This window comes from Arthrobacter ipis, assembly GCF_014694315.1.
Taxonomy (GTDB): domain Bacteria; phylum Actinomycetota; class Actinomycetes; order Actinomycetales; family Micrococcaceae; genus Arthrobacter; species Arthrobacter ipis.
In genome coordinates this window covers 1,030,242-1,054,456 of the sequence record NZ_JAAOXD010000003.1, presented here as the reverse complement: position 1 = coordinate 1,054,456, position 24,215 = coordinate 1,030,242, and the positions used below count along the sequence as shown (strand labels likewise).

Sequence of the window (24,215 nt, the reverse complement as noted above, 5' to 3'; positions counted from 1 at the left end):
CCGGGTTATATCTACGGAGGCTAAAACAAAAGGAGGATGCGTCACCCAGGTGATCAGGAATGAAAAAGCGGCTCTGAAGTTCTGTGACTACTACTCGTTCATGTCGTACTCAGACTTCACCACCTGGCTGGAAGCCGCGGATGAGACTGCCCCAGAGATGTCCTTCGCCGAGACGGTCGGTGCGCCCTAATCCTCCGCTCCCAGCGCAGGGCCGACTCGTCGGGATGGTGGGTCCCCCACGAAAGGTACCGACTATCTCGGTATCGCTCGCACCCGAGCGAGAAGGATTATCGTGCCTTGCCCCGCGGACGTGTGAACCACGGCCTGGTCCGCAGCTGCAGCGCGGGCGGGGGCGGGGGCAGTTCCTTGATTTGCTCGTCGGTGAGGGAGCAGCGGATCTGAGTGGTTGTCATCCGCTCGATGTTGTCCCGTGCCACAAAGCGCAGGCCGGCAGCCGTGGAGACCGTGATTCCGTGAAGGATATGCCCATGGTCGTCCAACACCCGCTCGAGCGTTCCAAACCTTGACCCGGCCCCGGACACGACCGGCGTCCCCTTTACCAATGCTGTGTACGCAACGGGCCGGCCCTCGTCGTTCACTGCACCACCCCCTACAAGACACCAACGCACAGGACCTATGCATGGACACGTCGTCCGGCCCCGCGTTCTCAGGCAAAATCCACCGCTCCGGAGGCACGGTACGCCAAGGCACCAGCCGCCGCGGATGAACGGCCCTCGGCTGGATGTGGGACGGTCCCCGGCCGTCTATGGCCGGGGACCGCCGGGAGGGACGGCCGTGCGCAGCTGCTGCATGTGCGCTACAAGGCGCGGTGGCGTTCTGTGAATGCCTGACGCCCGAAGAGGCAGCGTTTGCGTGTAACGGGCATCCCGTCCCGGTCTATTAGGCTGCGCTGATTTGTTGCTGGCCTCCCTTGGTTTCGATTTCAATCTTGCGCGGGGCGGCCTGGGCCGCGACCGGGATCCGCAACGTCAGCACGCCAGCGTCGTAGCTCGCCTTGACCTTATCTGCCTCCATGGCGTCACCGAGGATGATCTGGCGGCTGAAGACGCCGCGGGGCCGCTCGGCGGCCGCGAGTTCGGTGTCCTCACCGTAGGGGGCCTTCCGTTCGGCGCGCACGGTCAGCACGTTCTTCTCCACGCCCAGATCGATCGCGTCGCTGTCCATGCCAGGCAGGTCAAGCGCAATAACGTAGTCATCGCCTTCCCGCCACGCATCCATTGGCATCGCCGCCGGGTGGGCCACCGTGCCCAAAACCTGCTCGGCGAGGCGGTCCAGGTGACGGAACGGATCGAGCATCAACATCACATACCTCCTTGATCGCCGTTTGACCGGATCTATATCCGCTGACATAGATTTAATAGCACCGCGAGTTGCTCCGTGCAAGAGTTTTTAGCAATCCGATGGGTGGATTTTTTCGAGCCATCCCCCGGCCGCGAGGGGTTCCCTCTGGTCGCGTTTGGCGCGCGGAATAACGGGAAAGGGCTATTGCGTCCGGCCGCGTCGGGTGCTAATAAATCTGTCGTGGCTGATATAGATCCGAGTATGGGAGCAAAAACTGAACAACGGCAAGGTGCTGGTCAGGCAACATGCACCCGTAGCTCAGCTGGAAGAGCAGAGGACTTTTAATCCTCGGGTCGTGGGTTCGAGCCCCACCGGGTGCACGCCCGGCCGGAACGCTCAGCGGGAGTGATCCCGGCGTAGATCGGACGCAAGGAGGTGCTTAGGACATGAACCCCGAACTCCAGAGAATCAGGGCGCTGGCGGCAGTCATTGCAACGGCCGAAACCGCCTTGGACACCGCATACGTGACGCTGCGGGAGTGCGCCGCGGCACTGCTGCGCAACGGGGAAGCAACCCTGGCCGAGGTCAGCGAGGCGGCCGGCTTGAATCAGGGCGAACTGTTGGAACTGCTCAGCCGCAACATCCCCGGACGGGAGCCAACCTGGAAACAGTATGGAACTACCGGACTGTCGTAGAGTCCTGCAGCTGGCGGGCCGAAGGATTGACGCACAAAGCAATCCGCCCGCACTTCCATTTTTGAGATACTTCCGATTATCTGACTCGCACGGGCCCATGGAACCCGGCCGAACTCATTTGTAAAGGCGACGGGAGCAAGGACCGACGACGGAGCTGGGGACCGCTGGCGTGGGGGACACCAGACGGCTGTCCGCCGCCGGCCGGTTACAACTTTACGCCGATACATGGTAGGAGGCGGTCTTACCGACGATTGGCGCTGGGGGGGCGCCACGGCGGACGGGAGGTTATGGTTCAACCGGCGGCGTCGCTGGCTTCCGCCGGGCGAACCATTCATTTGCCCTACTTTCAGCCTGCCCCGACACCATGGTCCCTTCCCGGCAAACCTTGGACCGTTGTGGGGGCCCATCCTCATACCGCCGGCCGACCGAAAGCACCCGCCTCACCCGGCCGTCATTTCTGAGTGAGTGGTATGGGTTCGTTGGGTTTCCTCAGGGTTCCGGTGACCCGATCCTGGTAGCTGGCCAACGAAGCGCCCTGCGGGCCAGGCCGCCGGGTCCGGCAAATGCTCCCCCGCTACAGCCGGCGCGGCGGAAACCTTTGCTCCGAAACCGGCAGAGGCTCACGCTGTCCGCGTAAAGCGTCGATACACCGGGCTTGGCGCGACCTTGAACATGTCAGCAATCCCGACGGGAGTGTTGCTCTCCACCGTAGGGGGCTACGACGAGGGCTTCCTGGCTCTTGCTGAGTTTGGGCTGTTTGCCACGGCACCGGCTTTTGGCTTTCGCGAGCTGCATGCCTTCACGGGTCCGGACCCGGATGAGGTCGGCTTCGAATTCTGCGACCATCGCAAGGACGTTGAACTGCAACCGGCTGACCGGACCCGAGGGATCATGAATGGATCCACTGATATTGAGCTGGCCGCAGAGGTCTTCGGCCTGGACAGCGCCACGCTCACTGTCCCGGCAGGGGAACAACATCGGTACGCCGTTTACGGCCGTCAGTGGCCGCACGAGGGACCCATGATGGGCAGGGGCATGGCATGGGTAATGGATAGCAGCTGAGGGAGCAGGTGGCAAGGATCCCGTGCGTCAGTCCGTCAGCGTTTTCCCGGCTATCGGTACACCTTGTACGGTGGCAGGTCATCCGGGTCCTGGACGTCGTGGAGGTGGGCGAGCAGAGCCATTTCCGGATGCCCCGGATTCGCGGCCAAGTGCCCGGTCAGGGACATGTACACGTCAGGATCGAGGTCCGGGTCGGCGAGGATTTTGCCTATCAGGCGTTGCAGTTGAAACTGCAGAAGCCCGTCCGATGAGACACCGACCGGCGTTGCTGGCCGATCCAGCCGTGGTGCGGTGGTCGGCGGAGTCTTCCGCTGCTGTCCAGCGGAAGTGGAAAGCTGGAGAATCGTCATAAGTACTGCCCTTTCGCCTGAGCCGCGAAGACCGTGCGGCCAGCCCCGCGATCGAGGTGGCCGGTCCTGTCCGGTGGAGGAAAATGTCTTTCCTCCACCGGTCTAGAGTCTGCCCATGGTTGGTGGGGTTTGCCCGGGGAACCTTGGAGCGCTCTGGTTTGTCGCCGCGAGGCGGGACTTATCTGGGGGAGTGGTATCGGATTAGCAGGCCTAGGGGTCCCCCTACTAACGACAGCTCGGCAGCCGGTCGGCACGGCGAGCTGATCCGAGCCAACGGCGACCCCGCCCGATCCGGCGTCGAATCGTCGTCGGCCCTCATCGGGGGTCTCTTCACCACCTTCGTCCCGGTGAGGGCCCCTCTCAGTGGGGGCTGGGGGCCCTTTTGTGGGTAGGGTCGCCCGGCCTGCATCCAAGGTCTTTATTTGAAGATTGCCGTGGTTGGGACCGACTTCCTGACCTGGCCTGGAAGGTTCTGGGGGCCATCTTAAGACCGAAGGAGTCAGAATGTTCACCAAACTCAGCAACCGCGCATCAGCAAAAGGAGGCCTTGCCTCTGCTGCCGCCGTTGCACTGCTAGCAGCGGCCTTGTCGCCGCTTGCTGCGGTCCCGGCCAGTGCCTCGACTGCCGGGGTGGGACCCGTGGATCAGTCCAACGGTTTTCCCACCTGGTTTTCCGACGGCACGGTCAAGCTGCAGCTCTGCTACATGGCAGGCGCCGGGTGCCTCTCCGAACCGCCCGACCCCGCCGCTCCGGCGTCGTATCCGGACAACTTCCCGGAGGAGGCGTTCTGGTTCAACGCGTCCGCCACCGGCGGCAACCTCCGACTCTATGAAGCCGGACTGGAAGGCGCCCACACCAATGGGGTGGTGGAGCCCGGGCAGCAGATGGGATTCGCCAGGCTGCGGTTCCTCGTGGACAACCTCGTCCCCAACGCTTCGTACACCATCACGCACCCGTACGGGGTAAACGTCATCACGGCCGCGGCGGATCCCAAGAACGCCTCCCTGGGCAGGATCAAAACCACCATCGACTCCGGCGTCTGCGCGCCCAGCCCGACCGTGCCTTGCGACTGGGCAGGCGTCGGTGCAGCGTTCCTGGGTGACTACAAGGCTGGCAGCACCGCGACCTTCCTCCGCCAGGTGGGCGCCGCCCCTGGCACATTGGGCGACATCAACACGGCAGGGACGGTCACCGGCGCACCCTCCGGCACGAACGCCGTCGTCATCACCGGCCCCAATGCCGGCGGTCCCGGGATCAACACCCTCACCGTCAACACCTTTACCGTCCAGGGACTGATAGCGGAAGGGGCCGACGGCGCCCCCTCCACACCGGATCTGGCGGCAGCCAGTGACAGCGGACGGTCCGCCACGGACAACATCACCAACGTCACGGCACCCGCCGTCACGGGCGCTCTGCCGGCAGGAAGCACCGCACCGGTTCAGCTGATCGTGGACGGGGCGGCAACCCCCGTCGCCACCACCCTCGCCGGCGGGAACTACTCCGCACGGCTCGCCCCCCTGGGCCAGGGCGTCCACAAAATACAGTCCCGCACCGCGAACCCCGCCTACGTCCCGGACCCGCTGACCGGTGTTGTCCCGGCAGGCGTTCCGCAGTTCCTGACCTCACCGACGCTCACGTTCACCGTGGACAGTGTTGCGCCGGTGGCCTCGGTCATCGCCCCGTTCCCGTCAACCCCGACCCTGGACACCACCCCGACACTGAACTTCAGCAGCGAAGCCGGCGCCAGGTTCGAATGCCAGCTGCTGCCCACCAACACTGACTGGGACCCGACCTGCGCTTCACCCAAAACGTGGGACGCCCAGGGCAACGGGACCTACGTGTTCAACGTGAGGGCAACGGACGCCGCTGGCAACATCAGCGCCGTAGCCAGCCGGACAGTACAGATCGGCCCTGCTGACACGGTGGCTCCCACCGTCACGGGCCGGGCACCCGCCACCGGCACCACCGGAGCCGGTACCGGCACGGACATCACCGCCACCTTCAGTGAGTTCGTCCAGGGAGTCTCCGGCAGCACGTTCACCTTGAAGAACGCTGCCGGGACCACCATCCCGGCGACGGTGACCTACGACCAGGCGACCCGTCGTGCAACGCTCAATCCCACGTCCCTGCTTACCCCGAGCACCTCCTACACGGCCACCCTGACCGGCGGGACGTCCGCCATCCGGGACCTGACCAACCGGCCGCTCGCAACGACCAGCTGGCTGTTCAGCACAAGCTCGGCTCCCACGGTCACCTCCCGGGCTCCCGGCATCAACTCCACCGGCGTGCTGCGGACGGCCAACGTCACGGCAACGTTCAGCAAGCCCGTCAACGGCGTCAGCACGTCCACCTTCACGCTGAAGAATGCCGCCACCGGCGCTGCCGTTGCAGCCACGGCCACCCGCAACGGGACCACCAACCAGTGGATCCTCAACCCTGCAGCCACCCTTGCAGCCAGCACCAGATACACCGCCACCATCACGGGCGGCCCCACCGCAGTACGGGATGTAGCCGGCACTCCCATGGCCAGCACGGCCTGGAGCTTCACCACCGGCACCCGCTGAGCTTGAAAGGTGCGATGAAATAGCAGCCGAATAGAAGTTGCAGCATCAGGAGGCGCCGCCCGCACCCGCTGCGGGCGGTGCCTCCGACTTTTTCCGATGTGAAGGATTCCGCCCCTTGTCCATCAGTCAGAAACTGTGGGTCGTGCTTCATCGGCTCCCGTAGGCGGAGCGCATGACCTCGCCAAGAAAATAGATCCCGTGGAAGATGAGGGAGATCCAGAAGCACCTCTGCTGTCAGGGCGTTCTACATGCACTGGCCGCTGTTACGGTAGCGACGTCAGCAGATCTTGGGAGTCGACGGCGGTCTGGGTAACCAATCCGATCCCGGAGGGGGAGCCAGGTCCACGGCCGCCGACCCGGCACCAGTATCCGCGTCATTCATTGGAGGAGTGCTGTGCTTCCTTGGGAACGGACCGCAGAGGCAGTGCGGCTCCCGGGTTCAGCCTGCCACGAGCGCAGGCAGCGGTGGGCCCATCTTCCTGCCACGAATACGCCCCAAAGTTTGAAACATAATGCTAAGCATGCTTAGGTTGTTCGTATGGCCGCATCGAACGGCCGCCAACCAGAGGAGGAAACACCATGGGACTAGGCGACAAGATCGAGAACGCCGCTGAGAAGGCCGGCGGCAAGGGTAAGGAAGCAGCGGGCGCCGCATCCGGCGATGAAAGCCTGCGCGCCGAAGGCCAGGCCGATCAGGCCAAGGGCGATTTGAAGCAGGCCGGCGAGAAGGTCAAAGACGCCTTCAAGAAGGACTGACCCGAACACCAGCGAAAGGGTGCACCGTGTCGGTGCACCCTTTCGTGTGTCGGCATGACGGCGTGCCCTACCGGATGCCTGACTTTAACCGCGTCGCAGCTTCCGCCCCAGGAGCCGCAATATTCCCGACACAGCGCCGGTAGTGTGGATCACGAACAAGAGCGGACAGATTCGGAAACCCGAGCGATCTTCACCTCGAAGTCCAAGCCGGTGCCGTCCCCGGCGAGCCGGCGCAGCAGGTACGCCCGAAGCGCGGCGTTGCTGGTCGTGTGCGGGGCAGGGAGGGCTTCGCCGCTGAACAGGGCGTACGAGTCGCTGATATGGAACACGGACAGGATGCAATCCTGCAGGTCATCTGTCCGCAGGCTCAAAACGGAGTTGCGGAAGCTGCCCTGCGCATCGTTTCTGGGTATAGCCGTCACGGAAAACGTCACTGCCGTTGCCATAAATCCGACCTCCGCAAGTTCCCTGCCCGAGATCGTTGCCCCGGGACACCATCGAAAGATTAGCCCCCGCATCTGCCGAACATAAGCCCTACCCGCTAGTAACGTTGGCGGGATGCCGCCCGGACCGGCACCACCCATGACAGAAGGCACGTCCCATTGTCAGCGTATTTTTAAGCATCCTGGAAGCGGTTGTGAAACACGCTTCACGGCTCAGTGCCAACAGCAGTGCTCTCCGGCGGAGGCCGTTCGCAGCGGGCCTTAAGATTGAGGCGGCGAGGTTGGAAGCGAAACTGCGGTCGGGTGGCGGTGGCGCTCGATGAGGGACCTGGCCATCGACCGGGCCAGTTCGGCCGCCTGCGGGTCGCCTTCCATGGCGGTGACGACGGTGCCCTTCAGCAAGAGGTGCCACGCCCGGGCGAAATCAACAGAGCGCTCCAGCCCGGCTTCCTCGGCCAAGGTCTGCGCGTGTCCCCGGATCCTTGCCATGTAGCCCACGCAGGCCCTGCCCAAGGGATGGTCCGGCCCCATTTCCATCAGGATCTTGATAAACACGTTGGACTCGTATCCGCCGTCCCCGAGCCAGTCCGCGAACACGTCAAAGATGATAAGCAGCTCTTCCTCCGGGTTCGCACTGCGGCTCTGAGCTTCAGCCACGACCTCCGCGAACCAGATCTGGTCCCGGCGAGCCAGGACTGCCAGGACGAGATCGTCCTTTGATGGGAAGTGACGGTAGAACGTCGACTTGGCAACCCCTGATGACTCGATCAATTCGTTGACGCCGACATCACGGAGACCCCGCCGGGAGAACAAATCGTAGGCGGTACTGAGGATACGATCCTCGGTACCGGCCGTGGCCACCGAGGGCGGGCCCGGAAGCGAAGTACCGTGCGGATCTTCGCCTGCTCCCATGAGCGGCAGTCTACACTTCGGCGAGACCGGAGGTCAGCCGGAAGCGTGACCTCCGGTCCTGCCAGCCGCGGCACTGTGGCAGGTGCCCAAATGGCGGTTGATCGACGATTCAGTGATCGGCCAAGGGGCAACAGTCAGTGTTAGTGCCTTCCGATTCAACCGGCAGCAGGGGCCTGTCCCTAGGGCATGATTTTGTATACGTCGATGACAGTTTCCTCAGGCATGGATGCAAAACCACCCTCGATACCCTGCTGGAACCGAGGAAGAAGCGTATTGTCCCGGAACTGTTCCCAGCTCGCCTTCGAATCGTGGACAGCCAGAATTGTCCACCCGCCCGTCGAAGGACCCGCGGCATGAAAGATCTGCCCCGCCGGCAAGCGCCCTTCCCCTGGATGGACAGCGGCAATAGAGGCCTCGTACTGCTCCTTAGTGCCCTGTGCAAAGAAATGCACAATTCCGTATGCGGTGGCGTCCATAGCTGCTCCTCTGGATGATGTTAAGCGCGGGTGCAACCATGCTGGACCCTTCCTGACTCCGCGGCAATGGGTAGCACGAACGCGAGAAGTACATCCGGGAACCGGGCGTACTGCCCGCCACAGGATGACGCCTCCGGCAATGACCATGACGGGGCTGAACACCTCGATCCAACTGATCAGCGCTGCGCCCAAGAGCCTCCTGGAGCGGGTTGGCGAGCCAAAAGCCCAGAGCCTGTACACGCTTCCGAACAGCCTTGAAATCCCACCCGATCCACGAACGAATGTTTCCCATACGGCGGGAGCCCAGGGCGGAGGTGCCGCACGTTCCTTCCTTGGCCCTGAGAGCCGGGGCGAAGGGGGTTACGGCGTCTTCGGTCGAAGCGCAACCAGCCAACCTACCCACTCGCGGGCGCTGCTGAACCGCCACGTCTTTGCCCCGCTTGGTCCCGGGCTCGCCTGAATGCCGTCGGCAACCTCGAAGCGGCGTGCACCAGTCTCGACTGCCTGGGCCATCCCGGCCGGCGGAGTGAGGGTGACCGAGCTGGAATTGACGCTCATGCATCCAACGAGCATCGCGTTCGCGGTGGTGCTCGTTACCGCTGGGACGGTTCCCGAGGATGCTGCCGCGCCCGACGCGGACGTGGCGGCGGTGTCCAGCCCTGAAGCGCCGGAGTACCTCGCGATACCACCCCCGCTCGCCGTCGAAGTTGTCGCCCAGGCGTAGCTCGCCGGCTCGGACCCAGTGGCCACCTTGTAGTAGCCGTAGACTTTCGGGTTTGCGATGGCGGTCACCGCTGCTAGCCGCGTCCACCCGGCCGGGACACCTGTTGTGGCGACGCTGCCGCCGTTCAGGGAGAGGCAGCTGACGAGCAGATCGCCTTGGGCGACGTTGGCCGGCTTGGGGACCGTGAGCGTGGTGCTCGCTGCGGTGTTCGTAGCTTGACTCACTGACTCGCGGACGATTTTGCCGCCGCCCGGGTCGCTGGGGCCCACGCTCCAGGTCTGCGTCGATGCTGTCGCATCGGTGTTGCCGGCCGCGTCCGTGGCCCAGACACCAAATGTGTGCGATCCGATCGACAACCCGGTGTAGGTCTGGGGCGAGCTGCACGCGGTGCGCGGCGCACCATCCAGGCTGCACTCGAACGTCGAATTGGCTTCATTTGAGGTGAAGGCGAACGAGGCGCTGGTCGACGTCGATGTCGTAGGGGGCCCCGACGTGATTGTCGTGTCCGGAGGCGTGGTGTCGGCCCCCGGAGGCGTCGTGTCCACGGTCCATGTATAGCTGGCGGGGGTCGGGTCAACCCCGTTCTGGTCAGAGGCACGGACCCTGAACGTGTGTGAGCCGGCGGACAGTCCGGTGTACGACGTCGGACTGGCGCAGCTGACGAATGCTGCCGAGTCGAGCGAGCAGGCGAACGTCGCGCTGGCGGATGTCGAGGTAAAGCTGAACTGCGCCGATGTGGAGCCCGTCGGGTTGGCCGGCTGGCTCGTAATCGTGGTGTCAGGCGGAGCGGGCGTTACGGGCCCAGCCCCGATTTTCCGCGGGTCATAGGCCGCGTCGACCAGTAAAGCCGGCACATAGGCGGCAGCGATGGACTGCCAGGGCACCAGCTTGAAGTTCTGGTGCTGCGCGTTGTCATTTGCGGTGTCCTGAGTGACGAAGAAGCCCTGGGGGAAGGGCCCGCCGACGCCGAAGTTGGTGACGTCGATCCCCTCCATGCCGGTGACCGCATCGATCCCGTTCGCGGCCGGGATGGAGAAGGCTCCCAGCGGCCGGTTGTCATCGCGGGCGTAGGCGTGGAATCGATTGCCGCCCTGGCTTGCGGCCAGGAGGTAACCGGCACCACCGCTGCCGTAGTAGATGCTGATGCCCTTAATGTCCTGGACAATGTCGCCGCCGACCTCGGTCGTACTGACGACTTTCGTCCCGACTGTCGAGTCCCCGGGCTCGGCGACGTAGCGCCAGATTCCGCCGATGTCCTCCTGCGCAATGTAGATCCGCTTCATCTCATCATCGGCCACCAGGCCCTCAGTGTGGGCCGGACCGCTCACCGTCCAGCTGCGTACAAGCCGGCCGGTCACTGATCCGGTGGAACCGTCAAGTTCCCACTGCTCGACCTTGCCGATATCCGTGACATAAGCGAAGTACTTGCCGGTATCCGGGGAGTGGTAGAAGGAGAACCCCCGTGGCGTGGCGATGTTGGCCGTGGGTGCGAAGCTGCCGACCTTCGTCAGCGAGCGGTCCGACTCGTTGACCTTGTAAAAGTCAAGGCTCCGTACGCGGTTCGAGACACCGACCAGACCGACGCGGCTGCTGCCGAGGGGGAAGTTGTAGCGGACATCGACATTGTTCATCCGCCCGTCGGGGTAGTAGAACAGCTCCCGTCCAGACAGGTCGTAAACGACAAGACCGTGCCCGTCCGTGCCCTTGTCCGTACCGATGATGGTGCTTCTCGACGGGTCGGTGGGATGGATCCATATGGCAGGATCGTCCGCGGCATCCCCTGATCCGTGGATGGGGGCAGTTTCGACCGTTGCGCTCACCGGCACTACAGCTGCACTCGCCACCGGAGCGGTGAGCCCCACCAGCAGACCAGCGAGCAGCCCAGCAGCCGTTAGCACGGCAGCAAACTTCGATCTGAGTGTCACCTCTGGCCTCCCAAAGCTTGATGCCGCAACTCGGCGGCGACGACGGCGGGGTGGTAACCGTGCAGCTGGGTCAGCAGCCCAGCGTGCCGGCGAGGATGGTGCGTGAGAGTCGCATGGAACTGTTCGTCCGGAAGGGTTAACGCTTATTCCCCGGACCTTGAGAAAATCTTTAAACCGCCGGTGCCGGCCCGCCCATGGTGGGGGTGGGCCGGGTCTGCGGACTCCATCCAAGGGCGGGTCCCAGTTTGCCGGCGATGTCGGTAAGGATCTGGACGTAGTCCTCGTGGTCGAAGCTGAAGGGCAGTGCGAAGGCCACCTCGTCGACTTCCTGGAATCCTGCATGTGCGTGCAGCTGCTCGGCGATTTCACCGCTGGTGCCGATCAGATCCGGGGCGAACAGCATGCCCTTTGGCCCCTGCGGCGCCCGTGTGCGGGGAGTGCGTTCATCAACGTACCGCTGGTACTTTTCCCGCTGACCAGGCGACGCTGAATCGGTCGGGATCACCACCAGGCCCTGCGAGACCCGGGCCGGTGCATTCGCTTGGGCTGACGTTGCGGCGGCGTCACGGTAGGCACGAATCTGCGATTGCTGAATGCGGGCAAAGTCCGGTTCCTGATTCGCTTCAGGAAAGACCACACTGCTGGAGAGCAGATTGAAACGGTTTGCCCCGGCCCAGACTGCCGACTTCCTGCTGGCCGCCCCATACCAAAGGCGATCCCGCAGCCCGGGGGAGTGCGGCTCGACGCGGTTGGAGAACTCCTCGACCACACCCTGCTTGCCGGAAAAGTCCCGCACCGGTTCCCCTGAGACCAGACGTACAAGCCGATCCACGCGGGCGTAGCCGAAGTCCTCCAGCTCGGCGGAATCCGGGTACAGCTCGTGCTTCACTGTGTCGTAGTGCATCGGTTCCCCCACGCTCAGCCCTGGATTGATTCGTCCCCCGGCGAGCAGATCCACGGTGGCCAGGTCCTCGGCCAGGCGCAACGGGTTTTCCCAGCCGAGCGGGGTCACTGCGGTTCCAAGCTCGATCCGGGAGGTGCGCTGGCTGGCGGCGGCCATGATTGCGATGGGGGAGGAGATTCCGAACTGAAGATGGCGGTGGCGCAGCCAGGCGCTGTCGAATCCCAGCCGCTCCCCAAGCTGGATGATCTGCAAAGTGGATTCATGGCCAGGGGAGGGATCCGCCGGATCGAACAGGCCAATGGTAAGGAATCCAAGCTTGTGTAAGGGACGTGAGGTGTCGGGCATGGGCTTCCTTCAGGATCGGGGTACGGCTGATGCTCAGAATATGCGCCCGAACCTGGCGGTTCTGACTGCGGACACAAAAATGCAGGGCCGGCGGATAGACCGCCGGCCCTGCATTCATTGCAACCTGCATTAGGCAATCACCACATCACCAGCGAGTCACACTAACCAACGCGCCCCGAAGCCGGAGCGTGCCGGAGTCTTGGGAAGCGCGGTCCTTAGGAGCGCAGGAAGAAAGTGGCCGCGGCCCGCTCGTTCTTGCCTACCTTCGCCAAAACGAGGGCACCGTCCCGGAGCACAAGATAGGAGCCCGGGACGTCGACCGACTCGAATGAGGCCCCACTAGCGTCCGAGAGACCGCCCCGCTGAAGGAAGGCCGACGACGAGCCCTCCGTCGTCGCGACGGCCACCGACGATCCCTGCACCCGGAGATAACGGCCCTTGGTCAGCACCGGTTCGATGACCACCGAGTTCTTCTTGGCGTATCCCGGGGCGAGCCGGAACTGGGACGCTCCCAGCGCAGGGGAGGAAGCGGCGGTGACGGTGAGGCCGTCGTGCGCCAGGAAAGTACCCGAAGCAGAGGCGGGTTCCAGGTGGATCGGCAGTTCGCCGTCGCCCACGGGTACACCGAAGTTCGGCGTGCCGTCCGCGTTCCAGTAGAGCCGCTGAACCCGGGCGTGCCGGTTGGGGTCGTACAGCGGGTCGCCCACGATGTTGCGGTAGGAACGTGCGTGGTACACCAGCACGTCGTTGCCGGCCTCATCGACGGTGAAGGAGTTGTGGCCGGGTCCGTACTGCTTCGAGCCCTCGTTGGTGGTGAACACCGGAGCGGGGGTTTTCGTCCAGGATGCCGCGCTGAGCAGGTCGGCACCGGCGTCGGCTGTCAGGAGACCCATGCAGTAGTTGGCGTCCGTGGCGCTCGCGGAGAAGGTGACGAAGATGCGGCCGTTCCGCTTGATCACCGCGGCGCCCTCGTTGACCTTGTAGCCCCGGGTCTCCCAGTCCAGCGTCGGCACGGAAATGCGGACCGGCGTGCTGGAGAGCGTCGACGGCGAAGACATGGAAGCGATATACAGGCTGGAGTTCACGCCCGTGTCGCTCTGCGCCCACAGCAGGTACCGCGTGCCGGCGTGCTCGAACGTGGTGGCATCCAGCGAGAACGTGTCGGCGTGGGTGTACACGCGGACCGGCGCTCCCCAGACGGCATTGGTCGGGTCCGCCGCGTCCGTGGAAATAACGTAGATCCGCACCCGGAACACGTCGTTGCTGTCACCGGCGGCGAAGTAAATGTGCCACTTACCGTCGAAGTGGTGCAGTTCCGGTGCCCAGATGTGGCCGCCCATCGTTCCGGACGCGGGCCGGGTCCACACCACGTCCTCCGCGGCGCTGCCCAGCCCGGCGATGGTGGGGGAGGAGCGCACGACGATGCGGTTGTACTCGGGCACGGAACCGGTGAAGTAGTACTTGCCGTCCGTGTGCCTCATGAGCCACGGGTCCGCCCGCTGCGGCACCACCGGGTTGATCAGCGGAGCCGAGCCGGCAGGAGCAGCGGCAGCGGAAGGCGCAGCCACCAGGGCCCCGCCTCCCGCGCCCGCCACAGCGAAGGCGGCGGCTGCGGCGGTTCCGGAGCCGAGGAAGAGCCGGCGGGAGAACTGGCGGTTGGCGGAATCATTCATGCTGAAAAAGTCCTTTCGACGTGCGGGAGGGACGTGCGGGATCGAAGTACGGGAGGGGCGGAAGGGTAAGGCAGTCAGCCGGCTTTCCGGGCGAAGAGCCGCTGCAGCAGGATGAAGACGAGGAGCAGGCCGCCGATGACGATCTTGGTCCACCAGGAGCTGAGGGTGCCGTCATAGGCGATGAAGGTCTGGACAATCCCCAGCACCAGCACGCCGACGACCGATCCGAGGACATAGCCGGTGCCGCCGGTCAGCAGCGTGCCGCCGATGACCACGGCCGCGATGGCGTCGAGCTCCATGCCCTGGGCCGCGAGGCTGTAGCCGGAGAGGCTGTAGAAGGAGAACAGGATGCCGGCGATCGCGGAGCAGAGGCCGCTCAGGGCGTAGACCAGGATCTTGGTGGCCTTCACCGGCAGGCCCATCAGCATGGCGGAGTGCTCGTTGCCGCCGATCGCGTAGACCGTCCGGCCGAATCGCGTGTGGTGCAGGACGAAGAAGGCCACGGCCACGATGCCCAGCGCCAGCAGCACGCCCGGCGAGACGAACAGGTCCCCGGGCAGCGGGATCTGCGCCTGCGCCATGCCGGTGAAGAACGCCTCGGTGACCGGGATGGAGTCCAGGCTGATGACGTAGCAGAGGCCGCGGGCCAGGAACATGCCGGCCAGGGTGACGATGAAGGGCTGGATGTCGAAGTACTGGATGATCAGCCCCATCAGGAGCCCCAGCCCGCCGCCGATCAGCAGCACCAGGACGATGACCGCACCCGGGTTCCAGCCCTGCTGCAGGAGCGTGGCGCTCACCATCATGGACAGGGCGACGACGGCACCCACCGAAAGGTCGATCCCGCCCGTGAGGATCACAAAGGTCATGCCGACGGCGAGCACGATGAGGAACGTGTTGTCGATGAAGAGGTTCAGGAACACCTGGCCGGAGAGGAAGCTCGGGTACATCCCCGCTCCCACGGCGAACATGGCGATGAACAGGCCCACCGTCGCCAGCGTCGGCGCATAGCGGGCACCCCCTCGCAGGCGGTTGCGCGCCGGCGACGGCTTCTTGACGGTCAGGGGCGTAAGCGTGGACAGCGGGGACATTAGATGGCGACCTTTTCCTTTGCGGCTTCCTTGGCGGCGGGCTTGGGTGCCGCCTTGAAACGGCTGAGCAGGTTCCGCGCCTTCGGTGCCTGCAGGAGGCACACGGTAATGACCACGAGCGCCTTGAACACCAGGGTTACCTCCGGCGGGATGCCCAGCGTGTAGACGGTGGTGGTCAGGGTCTGGATGATGAAGGCCCCGACGACGGTTCCCACCAGGGTGTACCGCCCGCCTGCCAGCGAGGTTCCGCCGATGACCACGGCCAGGATGGCGTCCATCTCGATGTACAGGCCGGCGTTGTTGGCGTCGGCTGCCGTGACGTTGGAGCTGATCATCAGGCCCGCGATCGCGGCGCAGATGGCGCTGAAGACGTAGACGATCCAGATGATGTTCCGGGCACGGAGCCCGGCCAGGCGGCTGGCCACGGGGTTGATGCCGACGGCCTCGATCAGGGTTCCCAGCGCGGTGCGCCGCGTGAGGACGGCCGCCAGGGCAAAAACGGCCGCGGTGATTAGAATCGAGATCGGAAGGGTAAACAGGTACCCGGCGCCGATCGACTTGTAGGAGTCGTTCGACACGGAAACGATCTGGCCGCCGGTGATGAGCTGGGCCACGCCGCGGCCCGCCGTCATGAGCACCAGGGTGGCGATGATCGGCTGGACGCCGATGGTGGACACCAGGAAGCCGTTCCAGACACCCAAGGCCAGGCCGGCGACGACGGCGATGAGGACCGCCGTCGCGGCCGTCACCGGGGATCCGGGGTCGGGTGAGCCGGCGATGTAGGCGCACGAGGCCGCGCCGGCGATCGCCACCACTGCACCCACCGATAGGTCGATGCCGCGGGTGGCGATGACCAGTGTCATGCCGAGGGCGATGAGAATGGTGGGTGCACCGTTGCGCATGATGTCGATCAGGCTGCCGTAGAGGTGCCCGTCCTGCATCCGAAGGCTCATGAAGTCAGGCCTGAAGACCTGGTTCAGCAGCAGCAGCGCTGCGAGGGCAATCACCGGCCACGCAAGGCGGTGTTTCAGAAGGGATTTCACTGGGCACCTCCGGCGATGACCGTCATGACGTCTTCGACGGAGACGCCGTCGTTGTTGATTTCGGCGACCATTGCCCTGTCCTTGATGACAGCAACGCGGTCGCTCACGCGCAGCACTTCCTCGAGTTCGGAGGAGATGAAGAGGATGGACATGCCGTCGGCCGCGAGTTTGTTGACGAGCTTCTGGATCTGGGTTTTGGCTCCGATGTCGATGCCGCGGGTGGGCTCGTCGAGGATGAGGAGCTCGGGGTGGGTCACCAGCCACCGGGCCAGTAGGACCTTCTGCTGGTTTCCGCCGCTGAGGTTGCGGATGAGGGCGTCGGGGTTGGCCGGCCGGATGTCGAGGGCTTCGATGTATTCGGCCACCAGCTCGTCCTGGACGCGGCGGGGGATGCGGCGCGCCCAGCCCTTGCTGGCCTGCATGGCCAGCACCAAGTTGTCCCGCACGGTGAGGTCTCCGATGAGGCCTTCCTCCTTGCGGTCCTCCGAGCAGAACCCGATGCGCTTGTCGATCGCCGCCCGCGGGGAACGGATTTTCTGGCCCGCTCCCTTGACCTTGATGGTGCCTTCGTCGGCCCTGTCGGCGCCGAAGAAGAGCCGGGCGATTTCGGTCCGGCCGGCACCGAGCAGGCCGGCCAGGCCCACCACCTCGCCCGGGTAGATGGACAGGTCCACGTTGGAGACGGATCCCTTCCGGCCGAGGCCCTTGGCCTCGACGAACGGCGTGACGCCGGCGCCGTTGCTGGCACGGGTCCGGGCGGAAGCCTGGTCCAGTTCGGTGAGGGCTTCCATGTCCTTGCCGATCATCTTGGAGATGAGGCTCATCCGGGTCAGGTCGCGGGTCATGTACTCGCCCACGAGCTTGCCGTTGCGGAGGACGGTCATGCGGTCCGAGATCTCGTAGACCTGCTCCAGGAAATGGGAGACAAACAGGATGGCGACGCCGCGGTCACGCAGGTCCCGGATGACGCGGAACAGCTGGTTGACCTCGTCGGCATCAAGGCTCGACGTCGGCTCGTCCAGGATGAGGACCTTGGCGTTGATCTCCACCGAGCGGGCGATGGCGATCAGCTGCTGGATGGCGATGGAATGGGTGGACAGCAGCGATCCGGGATCGATGTGGTCCAGCTGCAGCTCGGCCAGGACCTCCCGGGTCCGGGACCGCACGCCTTTCCAGTCGATGGAACCCCGACGGCGGGGCTCACGGCCCAGCAGGACGTTTTCCTCAACCGTGAGGTTGGGGCAGAGGTTGACCTCCTGGTAAACGGTGCTGATGCCGGCCGCCTGGGATTCCCCGGGCGTCGAGAACCGCTTCGGTTCGCCGAGTACCGTGATGGTGCCGGAGTCAATGGTGTAGACGCCGGTCAGGGCCTTGATCAGCGTGGACTTGCCGGCGCCGTTCTCACCCATCAGGGCGTGGACCTCACCTTGGAAGAGGCGGAAGTCGACGCCGTCGAGCGCCTTAACTCCTGGGAATCCAATAGCTATGTCGGTCATCTCGACGACCGGAACGATTTCGTTCATCCTGATGTCTTTTCTGTGCTGGGTCTGCCATGCAACTGGCTGCCGGGCTGTGTCTTGCCCTGCTGCGGGCTGGTGTGCCGTGCGGCGGCGGTGATCCGCCGCCGCACGGACGAACAGGTGCGCCGCGGCTTAGTAGGGGCGGCTGGCAAGAACCTGCTTGGCCTGCTCCTGCGTGAAGGTGGTCTCCTCGGTGACCACGCGCTCGGGCACGCTCTCGCCGGCGATGACCTTCTTGGCCAGATCCATGAGCTGGTCGCCGAGCATGGGGCTGCACTCGACGATGTAGTTGATCTTGCCGGTGCTCAGGGCGGTCATGCCGTCCTTCACAGCGTCGATCGTGATGATCTTGATGTCCTTGCCCGGAACCTTGCCGGCGGCCTCGATCGCCTCGATGGCGCCCAGGCCCTCGTCGTCGTTGTGGGCGAACACGACGTCGATGTCGGCGTTGTTCTTCAGGAAGGCCTCCATGACCTGCTTGCCGCCGCTGCGGGTGAAGTCGCCGCTCTGCGAGGCGACGATCTTCAGGTCCGGGTCAGCCTTGATGGCCTCCGCGAACCCTTCCTTGCGGTCGTTCGCCGGTGCCGATCCGGTGGTGCCCTGGATCTCGACGATGTTGACAGGTTCGCTCGCCTTGGACTGCTCAACAAGCCACTCGCCGGCCTTCTTGCCTTCCTCGACAAAGTCAGAGCCGAGGAAGGTCTTGTACAGCGTCTTGTCTGACGAGTCGACGGCGCGGTCGGTCAGGATGACCGGAATCTTCGCATTCTTGGCTTCTTTCAGCACCGTGTCCCAGCCCGATTCCACCACGGGGGAGAAGGCGATGACGTCCACCTTCTGCTGGATGTAGGAGCGGATTGCCTTGATCTGGTTCTCCTGCTTCTGCTGCGCGTCGGAGAACTTCAGGTCCACTCCGGCCTTCTTCGCCGAATCCTGGACAGACTTGGTGTTGGCGGTGCGCCAGCCGCTTTCGGCGCCGACCTGGGCGAAGCCCATGGTGATCTTGTCATCGCCGGAGTTGCCGGCAGCACTGCCGGCGCCGGCGGTTCCGCCGCACGCAGTGAGGGTAAGCATTGATGCGGCGGCCACCGCAAGCAGGGATTTCTTAAACACAACATCCTCCCGGAAGCGTTAGTTACATGCAGGCGGGGGACTTCAAACACCGCCATTGCTGCAAGTGAGCTGATGCGCTCTGTGGATCATTGTGAACGCTAACAATTACGGCCGTCAAGTAGCCGGTGTCACAATTTTGGGATACCCATGGAAAGCCTGCTGATTTTTGACCACGCCCTTTACAAGAGCTGAAAGATATCGAATACTCGACTCCGGCCGGCGATTTGTTAGCGTTCACAAGAAGGCTGCTTCACCCCGCAGCCTGGTCAAACCAGTGCCGGCGAACCGTTCAATGGAGAAAGGCCTTCCCTTCAATGCCATCAAAACCACCAAGTTCCGCCAGGCGCGCCTGCACCATGGTGCTGGCCGGATCACTCTCGGCTGCGCTGCTGTCCCTCGCGCCGGCCTTGGGCGCCAACGCTGAGCCGGGCGAGAACCGGTCCATCAGCATCAACGCCGCCGGGTCCGGGCCTTCGATTGATTCGACCATGTATGGGGCCTTCTACGAGGACATCAACCAGGGCGCCGACGGCGGCATCTACGCGGAACTTGTCCAGAACCGGTCCTTCGAATTCAACTCCGGGGATAACCACACCTACACCCCGATGACCGCCTGGGAAACCCTGAAGCGGGGCAGCGACGGAACAGTCGCCGTCGTCAATGACAGCAACCGGCTGAACGAAAACAACCGGAACTACCTGCAGATCGACGCCACCGCCGCCGGCGCGGGAAGCGGCGCCGGGGTGGGCGTGCGCAACAGCGGCTGGAACGCCGGGCAGAAGCTCGAGGCGCACAAGAAGTACAACTATTCGGTGTGGGCGCGCACGTCCAACCCCGCCGGATCCACGCTCGCGGTGACGCTGGAGACCCCGGAGGGCGCCCGTCTGGACATCGCCACCGTCAAGGTCAAGGGCGACAGCTGGGCCAAGTACGAGGTGACCCTCTCGCCCAAGTCCTCCACGGGCGCCGGCCGGCTCACCACACTCGTCCAGGGAACCGGCACCGTCCGCCTCGACATGGTGTCCCTGTTCCCCAAGGACACCTGGAACGGCAGGGAAAACGGGCTCCGCAAGGACCTCGCCGAGAAGATCAACGACCTGAACCCCGGATTCCTGCGCTTCCCCGGCGGCTGCATCGTCAACACCGGCAGCTATGACACCTACTCGGCCCCCACCTACACACGGGCCCGCACCTACCAGTGGAAAGACACCATCGGGCCGGTGGAGCAGCGCCCGGCCAACCGGAACTTCTGGGGCTACAACCAGACCTACGGCCTCGGGTACATGGAGTACTTCCAGTGGGCCGAGGACATGGGCGCCGTTCCCGTGCCCGTCGTTCCGGTTGGCGTGACCGGCTGCGGCGACACCAACCAGGCCCCGGACCAGGCAACCCTTGACCGCTACATCCAGGACACCCTGGACCTGATCGAGTTCGCCAACGGCGACGCCAGCACCGAGTGGGGCGCCAAGCGCATCGCCTACGGCCACCCGGCGCCGTACAACCTGGACCGCATCAGCCTGGGCAACGAGGAGTACAAGCCGGCGTTCAAGCAGTACTTCACCCAGTTCTACAAAGCCGTCCGGAAGGCCCACCCCGAGATCAAGATCATCGGCAACACGGGCCCGTTCAGCCAGGGTCCCGAGTTCGAGGACCTCGCCAACTTCAACGCCACCACGGGCGTGGACCTCGTTGACGAGCACTACTACAACACGCCGTCGTGGTTCCTGAACAACAACCACCGCTACGACTCCTACGACCGCAACAGCTACAAGGTCTTCCTCGGCGAGTACGCGTCGCAGGGCAACAAACCGGAGAACGCCCTGGCCGAAGCCTCCTACATGACCGGCTTGGAGCGGAACGCTGACGTGGTCAAGATGGCGTCCTATGCGCCACTGATCGCGAACGAGGCCAACACGCAGTGGAGCCCGGACATGATGTTCTTCAACGGAACGTCCGTGCGGACCACGCCCAACTACGAGGTCCAGAAGCTGTTCATGAACAACGTGGGCACGCAGGTGGTTCCGAGCACGCAGGAGAACCCGGCCTCCACCGTGGTGCCCATTTCCGGCAAGGTCGGCCTGTCCACGTGGGCCACCTCGGCCCGGTACGACGACGTCAAGGTCACCGGGGCGGACGGCGCCACCCTGTTTAGCGATGACTTCTCCGGAACGGCGGCTGCCTGGACCGGCAACGGCACCGGATCCTGGTCCATCCAGGACGGCGGCTACGTCCAGTCCAGCACCACTGCCCAGAACACGATGGTCACCGCCGGAAGCGCCGACTGGAGCAACTACACACTCAGCACCAAGGCAACCAAGCTCGCCGGCTCGGAAGGCTTCCTCGTCTCCTTCGGCGTCAAGGACACCGGAAACTACTTCTGGTGGAATCTGGGCGGCTGGAACAACACGAAGTCCGTCGTCGAAAAGGCCGTCAACGGCGGCAAGACGAACGTCATCGAAAAGAACACCACCATCGAGACCGGGCATGAATACGACATCCGCATCGAGGTCTCCGGGCGCACCGCCAAGCTGTACTTGGACAACGTCCTGTGGGGCACGGTGGACGATACCCAGGCCGACCCCGTCTACTCCGTGGTCACCAAGGACGCCAAGTCCGGCGACACCATCGTGAAGGTGGTCAACACGAAGGCCGAAAAGACGCCGGTGGACATCAAGGTGGCAGGCGCAGCCAACATCAGCTCCGCGGCCGCGGTGACCACCCTGACCCAGACGGCCGACGGGCAGAACCTGGCTCCGGCGTCGAGCACCTTCAGCGGGGCCGGCGCGGCATTCACCTACGAGTTCGAGCCAAACTCGGTGACCTTCATCCGGCTCGCCGCAGCCCGCAAGTAGGCAGCACACCAAAGCCACGGCTTTGACCGGGAAGGCCCGGCTGGATTGCACAGCCGGGCCTTCTCCTTAAGCCCGGCAGTCCGACGTCGTCCGTTCCGACAGCTTCCACACTCACCATTCCAAACAGCGGCCGCCGGGCCGCCCGAACGAAAGTGTCTCAATGCTCCCTACACACTCAAGGGCCCGCACGGGCCCGGCATTGATTGCCGCCGTGGCGCTGGCGCTCGGCGGGCTGGCCGCCGCAGCACCGGCCCATGCCGCCGTCGACGACGGGCTGGTCCTCAAGTACAACCTCACCGAAGCCGCCGGGACCGTGGCGGAAGACAGCTCCGGCAACGGCCGGAACGGCGTGATCAGCGGCGACGCAACCTCGCTGGGCAGCGAAGGGCTGCAGCTCGGCGGCACCAACGGCCACGTCCGCCTCCCGAACGACGTCATGCGCGGGCTCGGCTCCATCACCATCTCCACGGACGTCAAGATCGCCGCCGACCAGGGCGCCCCCTACTTCATCTGGGGGATGGGAAACACCACCAACGGCACCGGCAACGGCTACCTCTTCACCACCGGCAACGCGTACCGGACCTCCATCGCCAGCGGCAACTGGTCGACGGAACAGACCCTCAGCGCCAACCGCGACCTGGCGCGCGGGGCCTGGAAGACCATCACCTACACGCTCAGCGGCGGCACCGCCGTACTCTACGAGGACGGCACGGAGGTCGCCCGGAAGACCGGTGTCACCATCACCCCCGGGAGCATCGGGGGAGGGGCGACGACGGCGAACTACCTCGGGCGGTCGGTCTACAGCGGCGACAAGTACCTCAAAGGGCAGGTCCGCGACTTCCGGATCTACAACCGTGCACTCTCGGCCGACGAGGTACGGGAGCTCGGCTACGTTTCCCCGGAGCAGCGTGTTGCCCTCGACCTGAAGGATCTGTCGCTGGGGGACACCTCCGCGGTGACCGCCAACTTGAAGCTGCCTCTGACCGGGCCGAACGGCTCGGCCTACGCCTGGTCCTCCTCGGATCCGGCCACCGTGTCCGCCCAGGGAGCCGTGACCCGGCCGGCCCACGGAACAGGAGATGCGACGGTGACGCTGACCGCCACTGCCAGCTCAGGCAGGGCATCGGCGTCGAAATCCTTCACCGTCGCGGTGGCGGAGGACATCAGCGACGACCAGAAGGTCTCTGAGGCTGCCGCAGCCCTGAACGTGTGGGACGCGGATGCGATCCGCGGGAACGTCACCCTGCCGACGGCGGGGCTGTACGGCACCAAGGTGGCATGGGAGTCGAGCGACACCGCAGCGATCGCGGCCACAGGCGAGGTCACCCGGCCGGCCTACGGCGGTGCTCCAGCGAAGCTCAACCTGCACGCCACTGTGTCCCTCGGCAAGACCAAGGACAGGAAGAAGTTCCGCGTCACGGTGCTGCCGCTGCCCAAGGCCGAGGCCAAGGAGGGCTACGCCTTCGCGTACTTCACCGGCAACGACCTCGCCGGCGAGAACATCTACATGGCCGCCAGCCGCGGCAACGACGCACTCAAGTGGGACGAACTGAACGGCGGCAAGCCCGTCCTCAAGTCCGGCCTCGGCACCAAGGGCCTGCGGGATCCGTTCATCATCCGCTCCCCGGAGGGCGACAAGTTCTACATGATCGCCACGGACCTCTCCATTGGCAGCGGCACCAGCTGGGACTCCTCGCAGCGCCAGGGCAGCCAGTACATCGAGGTCTGGGAGTCGACCGACTTGGTGAACTGGTCCGCACAGCGGCACGTGAAGGTCTCGCCGGACACCGCGGGGAACACCTGGGCGCCCGAAGCGCACTACGACGAGAAGATAGGCGCCTACGTCGTGTACTGGGCCTCCAAAATCTACGCCGACAACGACCCCAACCACACCGGCGGCACGCACAACAAAATGATGTACTCCACCACCCGCGACTTCAGGACCTTCACCGAGGCCAAGGTGTGGAACGATCCCGGCAACTCGGTGATCGACTCCACCGTCATCAAGGAGGGCGACGCCTACTACCGGTTCACCAAGGACGAGGGGCAGGTCTCGGGCTGCCTGGACATCATGCAGGAAAAGTCGGGCGACCTGCTTGCCGTCGACGTGCCGACCACGACCCCGCGCAACTGGTCACTGATGGCCAACTGCATCGGCAAAAAGGCCGGAACGGGCGGGGTGGAAGGGCCCACCATCTTCAAGTCGAACACCGAGGAGAAGTACTACCTGTTCGTCGACGAATTCGGCGGCCGCGGTTACATCCCGCTGGAAAGCACCAGCCTGGAGAACCCGAACTGGAAGCTCTCCACCAACTATGAGCTGCCGCGGGCTCCGCGCCACGGCACGGTCCTGCCCGTCACCAAGACGGAGCTGGAGCGGCTGCACTCGCAGCTGTGATTCTGCTCTGAATTACTGAAACCAGGGGGCTCCGCCAGTACCGGCGGAGCCCCCTGTTCTTTACGT

The 24,215-nt window shown here is 64.6% G+C and carries 21 protein-coding genes and 1 tRNA gene; 8 read left to right on the top strand and 14 right to left on the bottom strand.

The features are described from left to right. The first annotated feature begins 49 nt into the window (after positions 1-49). The gene (locus G9E11_RS11850) at positions 50-190 is read left to right on the top strand and encodes a hypothetical protein (RefSeq protein ID WP_190605799.1); all 141 of its coding nucleotides are present in this window, start codon (positions 50-52) and stop codon (positions 188-190) included. Positions 191-287: 97 nt separating this feature from the next. On the opposite strand, the gene G9E11_RS11845 is transcribed toward G9E11_RS11850, so the two are convergent. Then, entirely contained in the window at positions 288-503 is a 216-nt protein-coding gene (locus tag G9E11_RS11845) for a hypothetical protein (RefSeq protein ID WP_190605797.1), read from the bottom strand. A gap of 397 nt (positions 504-900) precedes the next feature. Beyond that, a complete protein-coding gene (locus G9E11_RS11840; protein WP_246468859.1) occupies positions 901-1,323 on the bottom strand; it encodes an Hsp20/alpha crystallin family protein in 423 nt (140 codons plus the stop codon). Positions 1,324-1,609: 286 nt separating this feature from the next. Here G9E11_RS11840 and G9E11_RS11835 point away from each other — a divergent pair. Together G9E11_RS11835 and G9E11_RS11830 are read left to right on the top strand one after the other, a co-directional pair. Then, positions 1,610-1,682 (top strand) — tRNA-Lys (locus G9E11_RS11835). Positions 1,683-1,748: 66 nt separating this feature from the next. Continuing rightward, on the top strand, positions 1,749-1,997 hold the full coding sequence (locus tag G9E11_RS11830) for a hypothetical protein (RefSeq protein WP_190605793.1): 249 nt from the start codon (positions 1,749-1,751) through the stop codon (positions 1,995-1,997). 675 nt (positions 1,998-2,672) lie between these two features. Here G9E11_RS11830 and G9E11_RS21510 read toward each other — a convergent pair. Then, on the bottom strand, positions 2,673-2,843 hold the full coding sequence (locus tag G9E11_RS21510; protein WP_311764353.1) for a hypothetical protein: 171 nt from the start codon (positions 2,841-2,843) through the stop codon (positions 2,673-2,675). Positions 2,844-2,888: 45 nt separating this feature from the next. Between G9E11_RS21510 and G9E11_RS21505 the strand changes: the two genes are divergently transcribed. Then, a complete protein-coding gene (locus G9E11_RS21505; RefSeq protein ID WP_311764352.1) occupies positions 2,889-3,059 on the top strand; it encodes a hypothetical protein in 171 nt (56 codons plus the stop codon). A 50-nt stretch (positions 3,060-3,109) separates the two neighbouring features. Here G9E11_RS21505 and G9E11_RS11820 read toward each other — a convergent pair whose 3' ends face one another. Next, positions 3,110-3,409: a hypothetical protein gene (locus G9E11_RS11820; RefSeq protein WP_190605791.1), complete on the bottom strand. Its 300-nt coding sequence runs from the start codon at positions 3,407-3,409 to the stop codon at positions 3,110-3,112. A 504-nt stretch (positions 3,410-3,913) separates the two neighbouring features. Between G9E11_RS11820 and G9E11_RS11815 the strand changes: the two genes are divergently transcribed. Then, on the top strand, positions 3,914-5,974 hold the full coding sequence (locus G9E11_RS11815; RefSeq protein ID WP_190605789.1) for an Ig-like domain-containing protein: 2,061 nt from the start codon (positions 3,914-3,916) through the stop codon (positions 5,972-5,974). A gap of 579 nt (positions 5,975-6,553) precedes the next feature. Then, a complete protein-coding gene (locus G9E11_RS11810; RefSeq protein ID WP_190605786.1) occupies positions 6,554-6,730 on the top strand; it encodes a CsbD family protein in 177 nt (58 codons plus the stop codon). Positions 6,731-6,879: 149 nt separating this feature from the next. Here G9E11_RS11810 and G9E11_RS11805 read toward each other — a convergent pair whose 3' ends face one another. The 10 genes from G9E11_RS11805 to G9E11_RS11760 all read right to left on the bottom strand — a co-directional run bounded on the left by G9E11_RS11805 (position 6,880) and on the right by G9E11_RS11760 (position 18,899). Beyond that, positions 6,880-7,176, bottom strand: a complete 297-nt coding sequence (locus G9E11_RS11805) for a hypothetical protein (RefSeq protein ID WP_190605784.1) — start codon at positions 7,174-7,176, stop codon at positions 6,880-6,882. A gap of 258 nt (positions 7,177-7,434) precedes the next feature. After that, a complete protein-coding gene (locus G9E11_RS11800) occupies positions 7,435-8,085 on the bottom strand; it encodes a TetR/AcrR family transcriptional regulator (RefSeq protein ID WP_190605782.1) in 651 nt (216 codons plus the stop codon). 179 nt (positions 8,086-8,264) lie between these two features. Continuing rightward, complete coding sequence (locus G9E11_RS11795) at positions 8,265-8,561, bottom strand: hypothetical protein (RefSeq protein ID WP_190605780.1); 297 nt, start codon at positions 8,559-8,561, stop codon at positions 8,265-8,267. A 360-nt stretch (positions 8,562-8,921) separates the two neighbouring features. Further along, on the bottom strand, positions 8,922-11,210 hold the full coding sequence (locus tag G9E11_RS11790; RefSeq protein WP_190605778.1) for a phytase: 2,289 nt from the start codon (positions 11,208-11,210) through the stop codon (positions 8,922-8,924). A gap of 169 nt (positions 11,211-11,379) precedes the next feature. Further along, positions 11,380-12,459: an LLM class flavin-dependent oxidoreductase gene (locus tag G9E11_RS11785; protein WP_190605776.1), complete on the bottom strand. Its 1,080-nt coding sequence runs from the start codon at positions 12,457-12,459 to the stop codon at positions 11,380-11,382. A 215-nt stretch (positions 12,460-12,674) separates the two neighbouring features. Then, positions 12,675-14,132 carry a family 43 glycosylhydrolase gene (locus G9E11_RS11780; protein WP_190605774.1) on the bottom strand — a complete coding sequence of 486 codons (1,458 nt, stop codon included), beginning with the start codon at positions 14,130-14,132 and terminating at the stop codon, positions 12,675-12,677. Between the two features lie 74 nt (positions 14,133-14,206). Continuing rightward, a complete protein-coding gene (gene yjfF / locus G9E11_RS11775) occupies positions 14,207-15,223 on the bottom strand; it encodes a galactofuranose ABC transporter, permease protein YjfF (RefSeq protein ID WP_190605772.1) in 1,017 nt (338 codons plus the stop codon). After that, complete coding sequence (locus G9E11_RS11770; RefSeq protein WP_190605770.1) at positions 15,223-16,266, bottom strand: ABC transporter permease; 1,044 nt, start codon at positions 16,264-16,266, stop codon at positions 15,223-15,225. Before G9E11_RS11770 ends, yjfF begins: the two co-directional genes overlap by 1 nt. Continuing rightward, positions 16,263-17,789 (bottom strand): sugar ABC transporter ATP-binding protein, encoded by a 1,527-nt coding sequence (locus G9E11_RS11765; RefSeq protein WP_190605768.1) that lies wholly within the window; start codon positions 17,787-17,789, stop codon positions 16,263-16,265. The genes G9E11_RS11770 and G9E11_RS11765 overlap by 4 nt, the downstream gene beginning before the upstream one ends. A 129-nt stretch (positions 17,790-17,918) precedes the next feature. Next, entirely contained in the window at positions 17,919-18,899 is a 981-nt protein-coding gene (locus G9E11_RS11760; protein WP_190605766.1) for an ABC transporter substrate-binding protein, read from the bottom strand. A 314-nt stretch (positions 18,900-19,213) separates the two neighbouring features. Here G9E11_RS11760 and G9E11_RS11755 point away from each other — a divergent pair, with 314 nt between their 5' ends. Next, positions 19,214-21,751, top strand: a complete 2,538-nt coding sequence (locus G9E11_RS11755; protein WP_190605764.1) for an alpha-L-arabinofuranosidase C-terminal domain-containing protein — start codon at positions 19,214-19,216, stop codon at positions 21,749-21,751. A gap of 160 nt (positions 21,752-21,911) precedes the next feature. Continuing rightward, positions 21,912-24,149, top strand: a complete 2,238-nt coding sequence (locus G9E11_RS11750) for an immunoglobulin-like domain-containing protein (RefSeq protein ID WP_190605762.1) — start codon at positions 21,912-21,914, stop codon at positions 24,147-24,149. Positions 24,150-24,215: the final 66 nt, after the last annotated feature.

Coding starts and splice junctions, on each gene's coding strand:
- G9E11_RS11830 (WP_190605793.1), top strand. CDS start 1,749: ATGAACCCCGAACTCCAGAGAATCAGGGCGCTGGCGGCAGTCATTGCA.
- G9E11_RS11840 (WP_246468859.1), bottom strand. CDS start 1,323: ATGTTGATGCTCGATCCGTTCCGTCACCTGGACCGCCTCGCCGAGCAG.
- G9E11_RS11810 (WP_190605786.1), top strand. CDS start 6,554: ATGGGACTAGGCGACAAGATCGAGAACGCCGCTGAGAAGGCCGGCGGC.
- G9E11_RS11820 (WP_190605791.1), bottom strand. CDS start 3,409: ATGACGATTCTCCAGCTTTCCACTTCCGCTGGACAGCAGCGGAAGACT.
- G9E11_RS11800 (WP_190605782.1), bottom strand. CDS start 8,085: ATGGGAGCAGGCGAAGATCCGCACGGTACTTCGCTTCCGGGCCCGCCC.
- G9E11_RS11815 (WP_190605789.1), top strand. CDS start 3,914: ATGTTCACCAAACTCAGCAACCGCGCATCAGCAAAAGGAGGCCTTGCC.
- G9E11_RS11765 (WP_190605768.1), bottom strand. CDS start 17,789: ATGAACGAAATCGTTCCGGTCGTCGAGATGACCGACATAGCTATTGGA.
- G9E11_RS21505 (WP_311764352.1), top strand. CDS start 2,889: ATGAATGGATCCACTGATATTGAGCTGGCCGCAGAGGTCTTCGGCCTG.
- G9E11_RS11785 (WP_190605776.1), bottom strand. CDS start 12,459: ATGCCCGACACCTCACGTCCCTTACACAAGCTTGGATTCCTTACCATT.
- G9E11_RS11755 (WP_190605764.1), top strand. CDS start 19,214: ATGCCATCAAAACCACCAAGTTCCGCCAGGCGCGCCTGCACCATGGTG.
- G9E11_RS11795 (WP_190605780.1), bottom strand. CDS start 8,561: ATGGACGCCACCGCATACGGAATTGTGCATTTCTTTGCACAGGGCACT.
- yjfF (WP_190605772.1), bottom strand. CDS start 15,223: ATGTCCCCGCTGTCCACGCTTACGCCCCTGACCGTCAAGAAGCCGTCG.
- G9E11_RS11780 (WP_190605774.1), bottom strand. CDS start 14,132: ATGAATGATTCCGCCAACCGCCAGTTCTCCCGCCGGCTCTTCCTCGGC.
- G9E11_RS21510 (WP_311764353.1), bottom strand. CDS start 2,843: ATGGTCGCAGAATTCGAAGCCGACCTCATCCGGGTCCGGACCCGTGAA.
- G9E11_RS11805 (WP_190605784.1), bottom strand. CDS start 7,176: ATGGCAACGGCAGTGACGTTTTCCGTGACGGCTATACCCAGAAACGAT.
- G9E11_RS11750 (WP_190605762.1), top strand. CDS start 21,912: ATGCTCCCTACACACTCAAGGGCCCGCACGGGCCCGGCATTGATTGCC.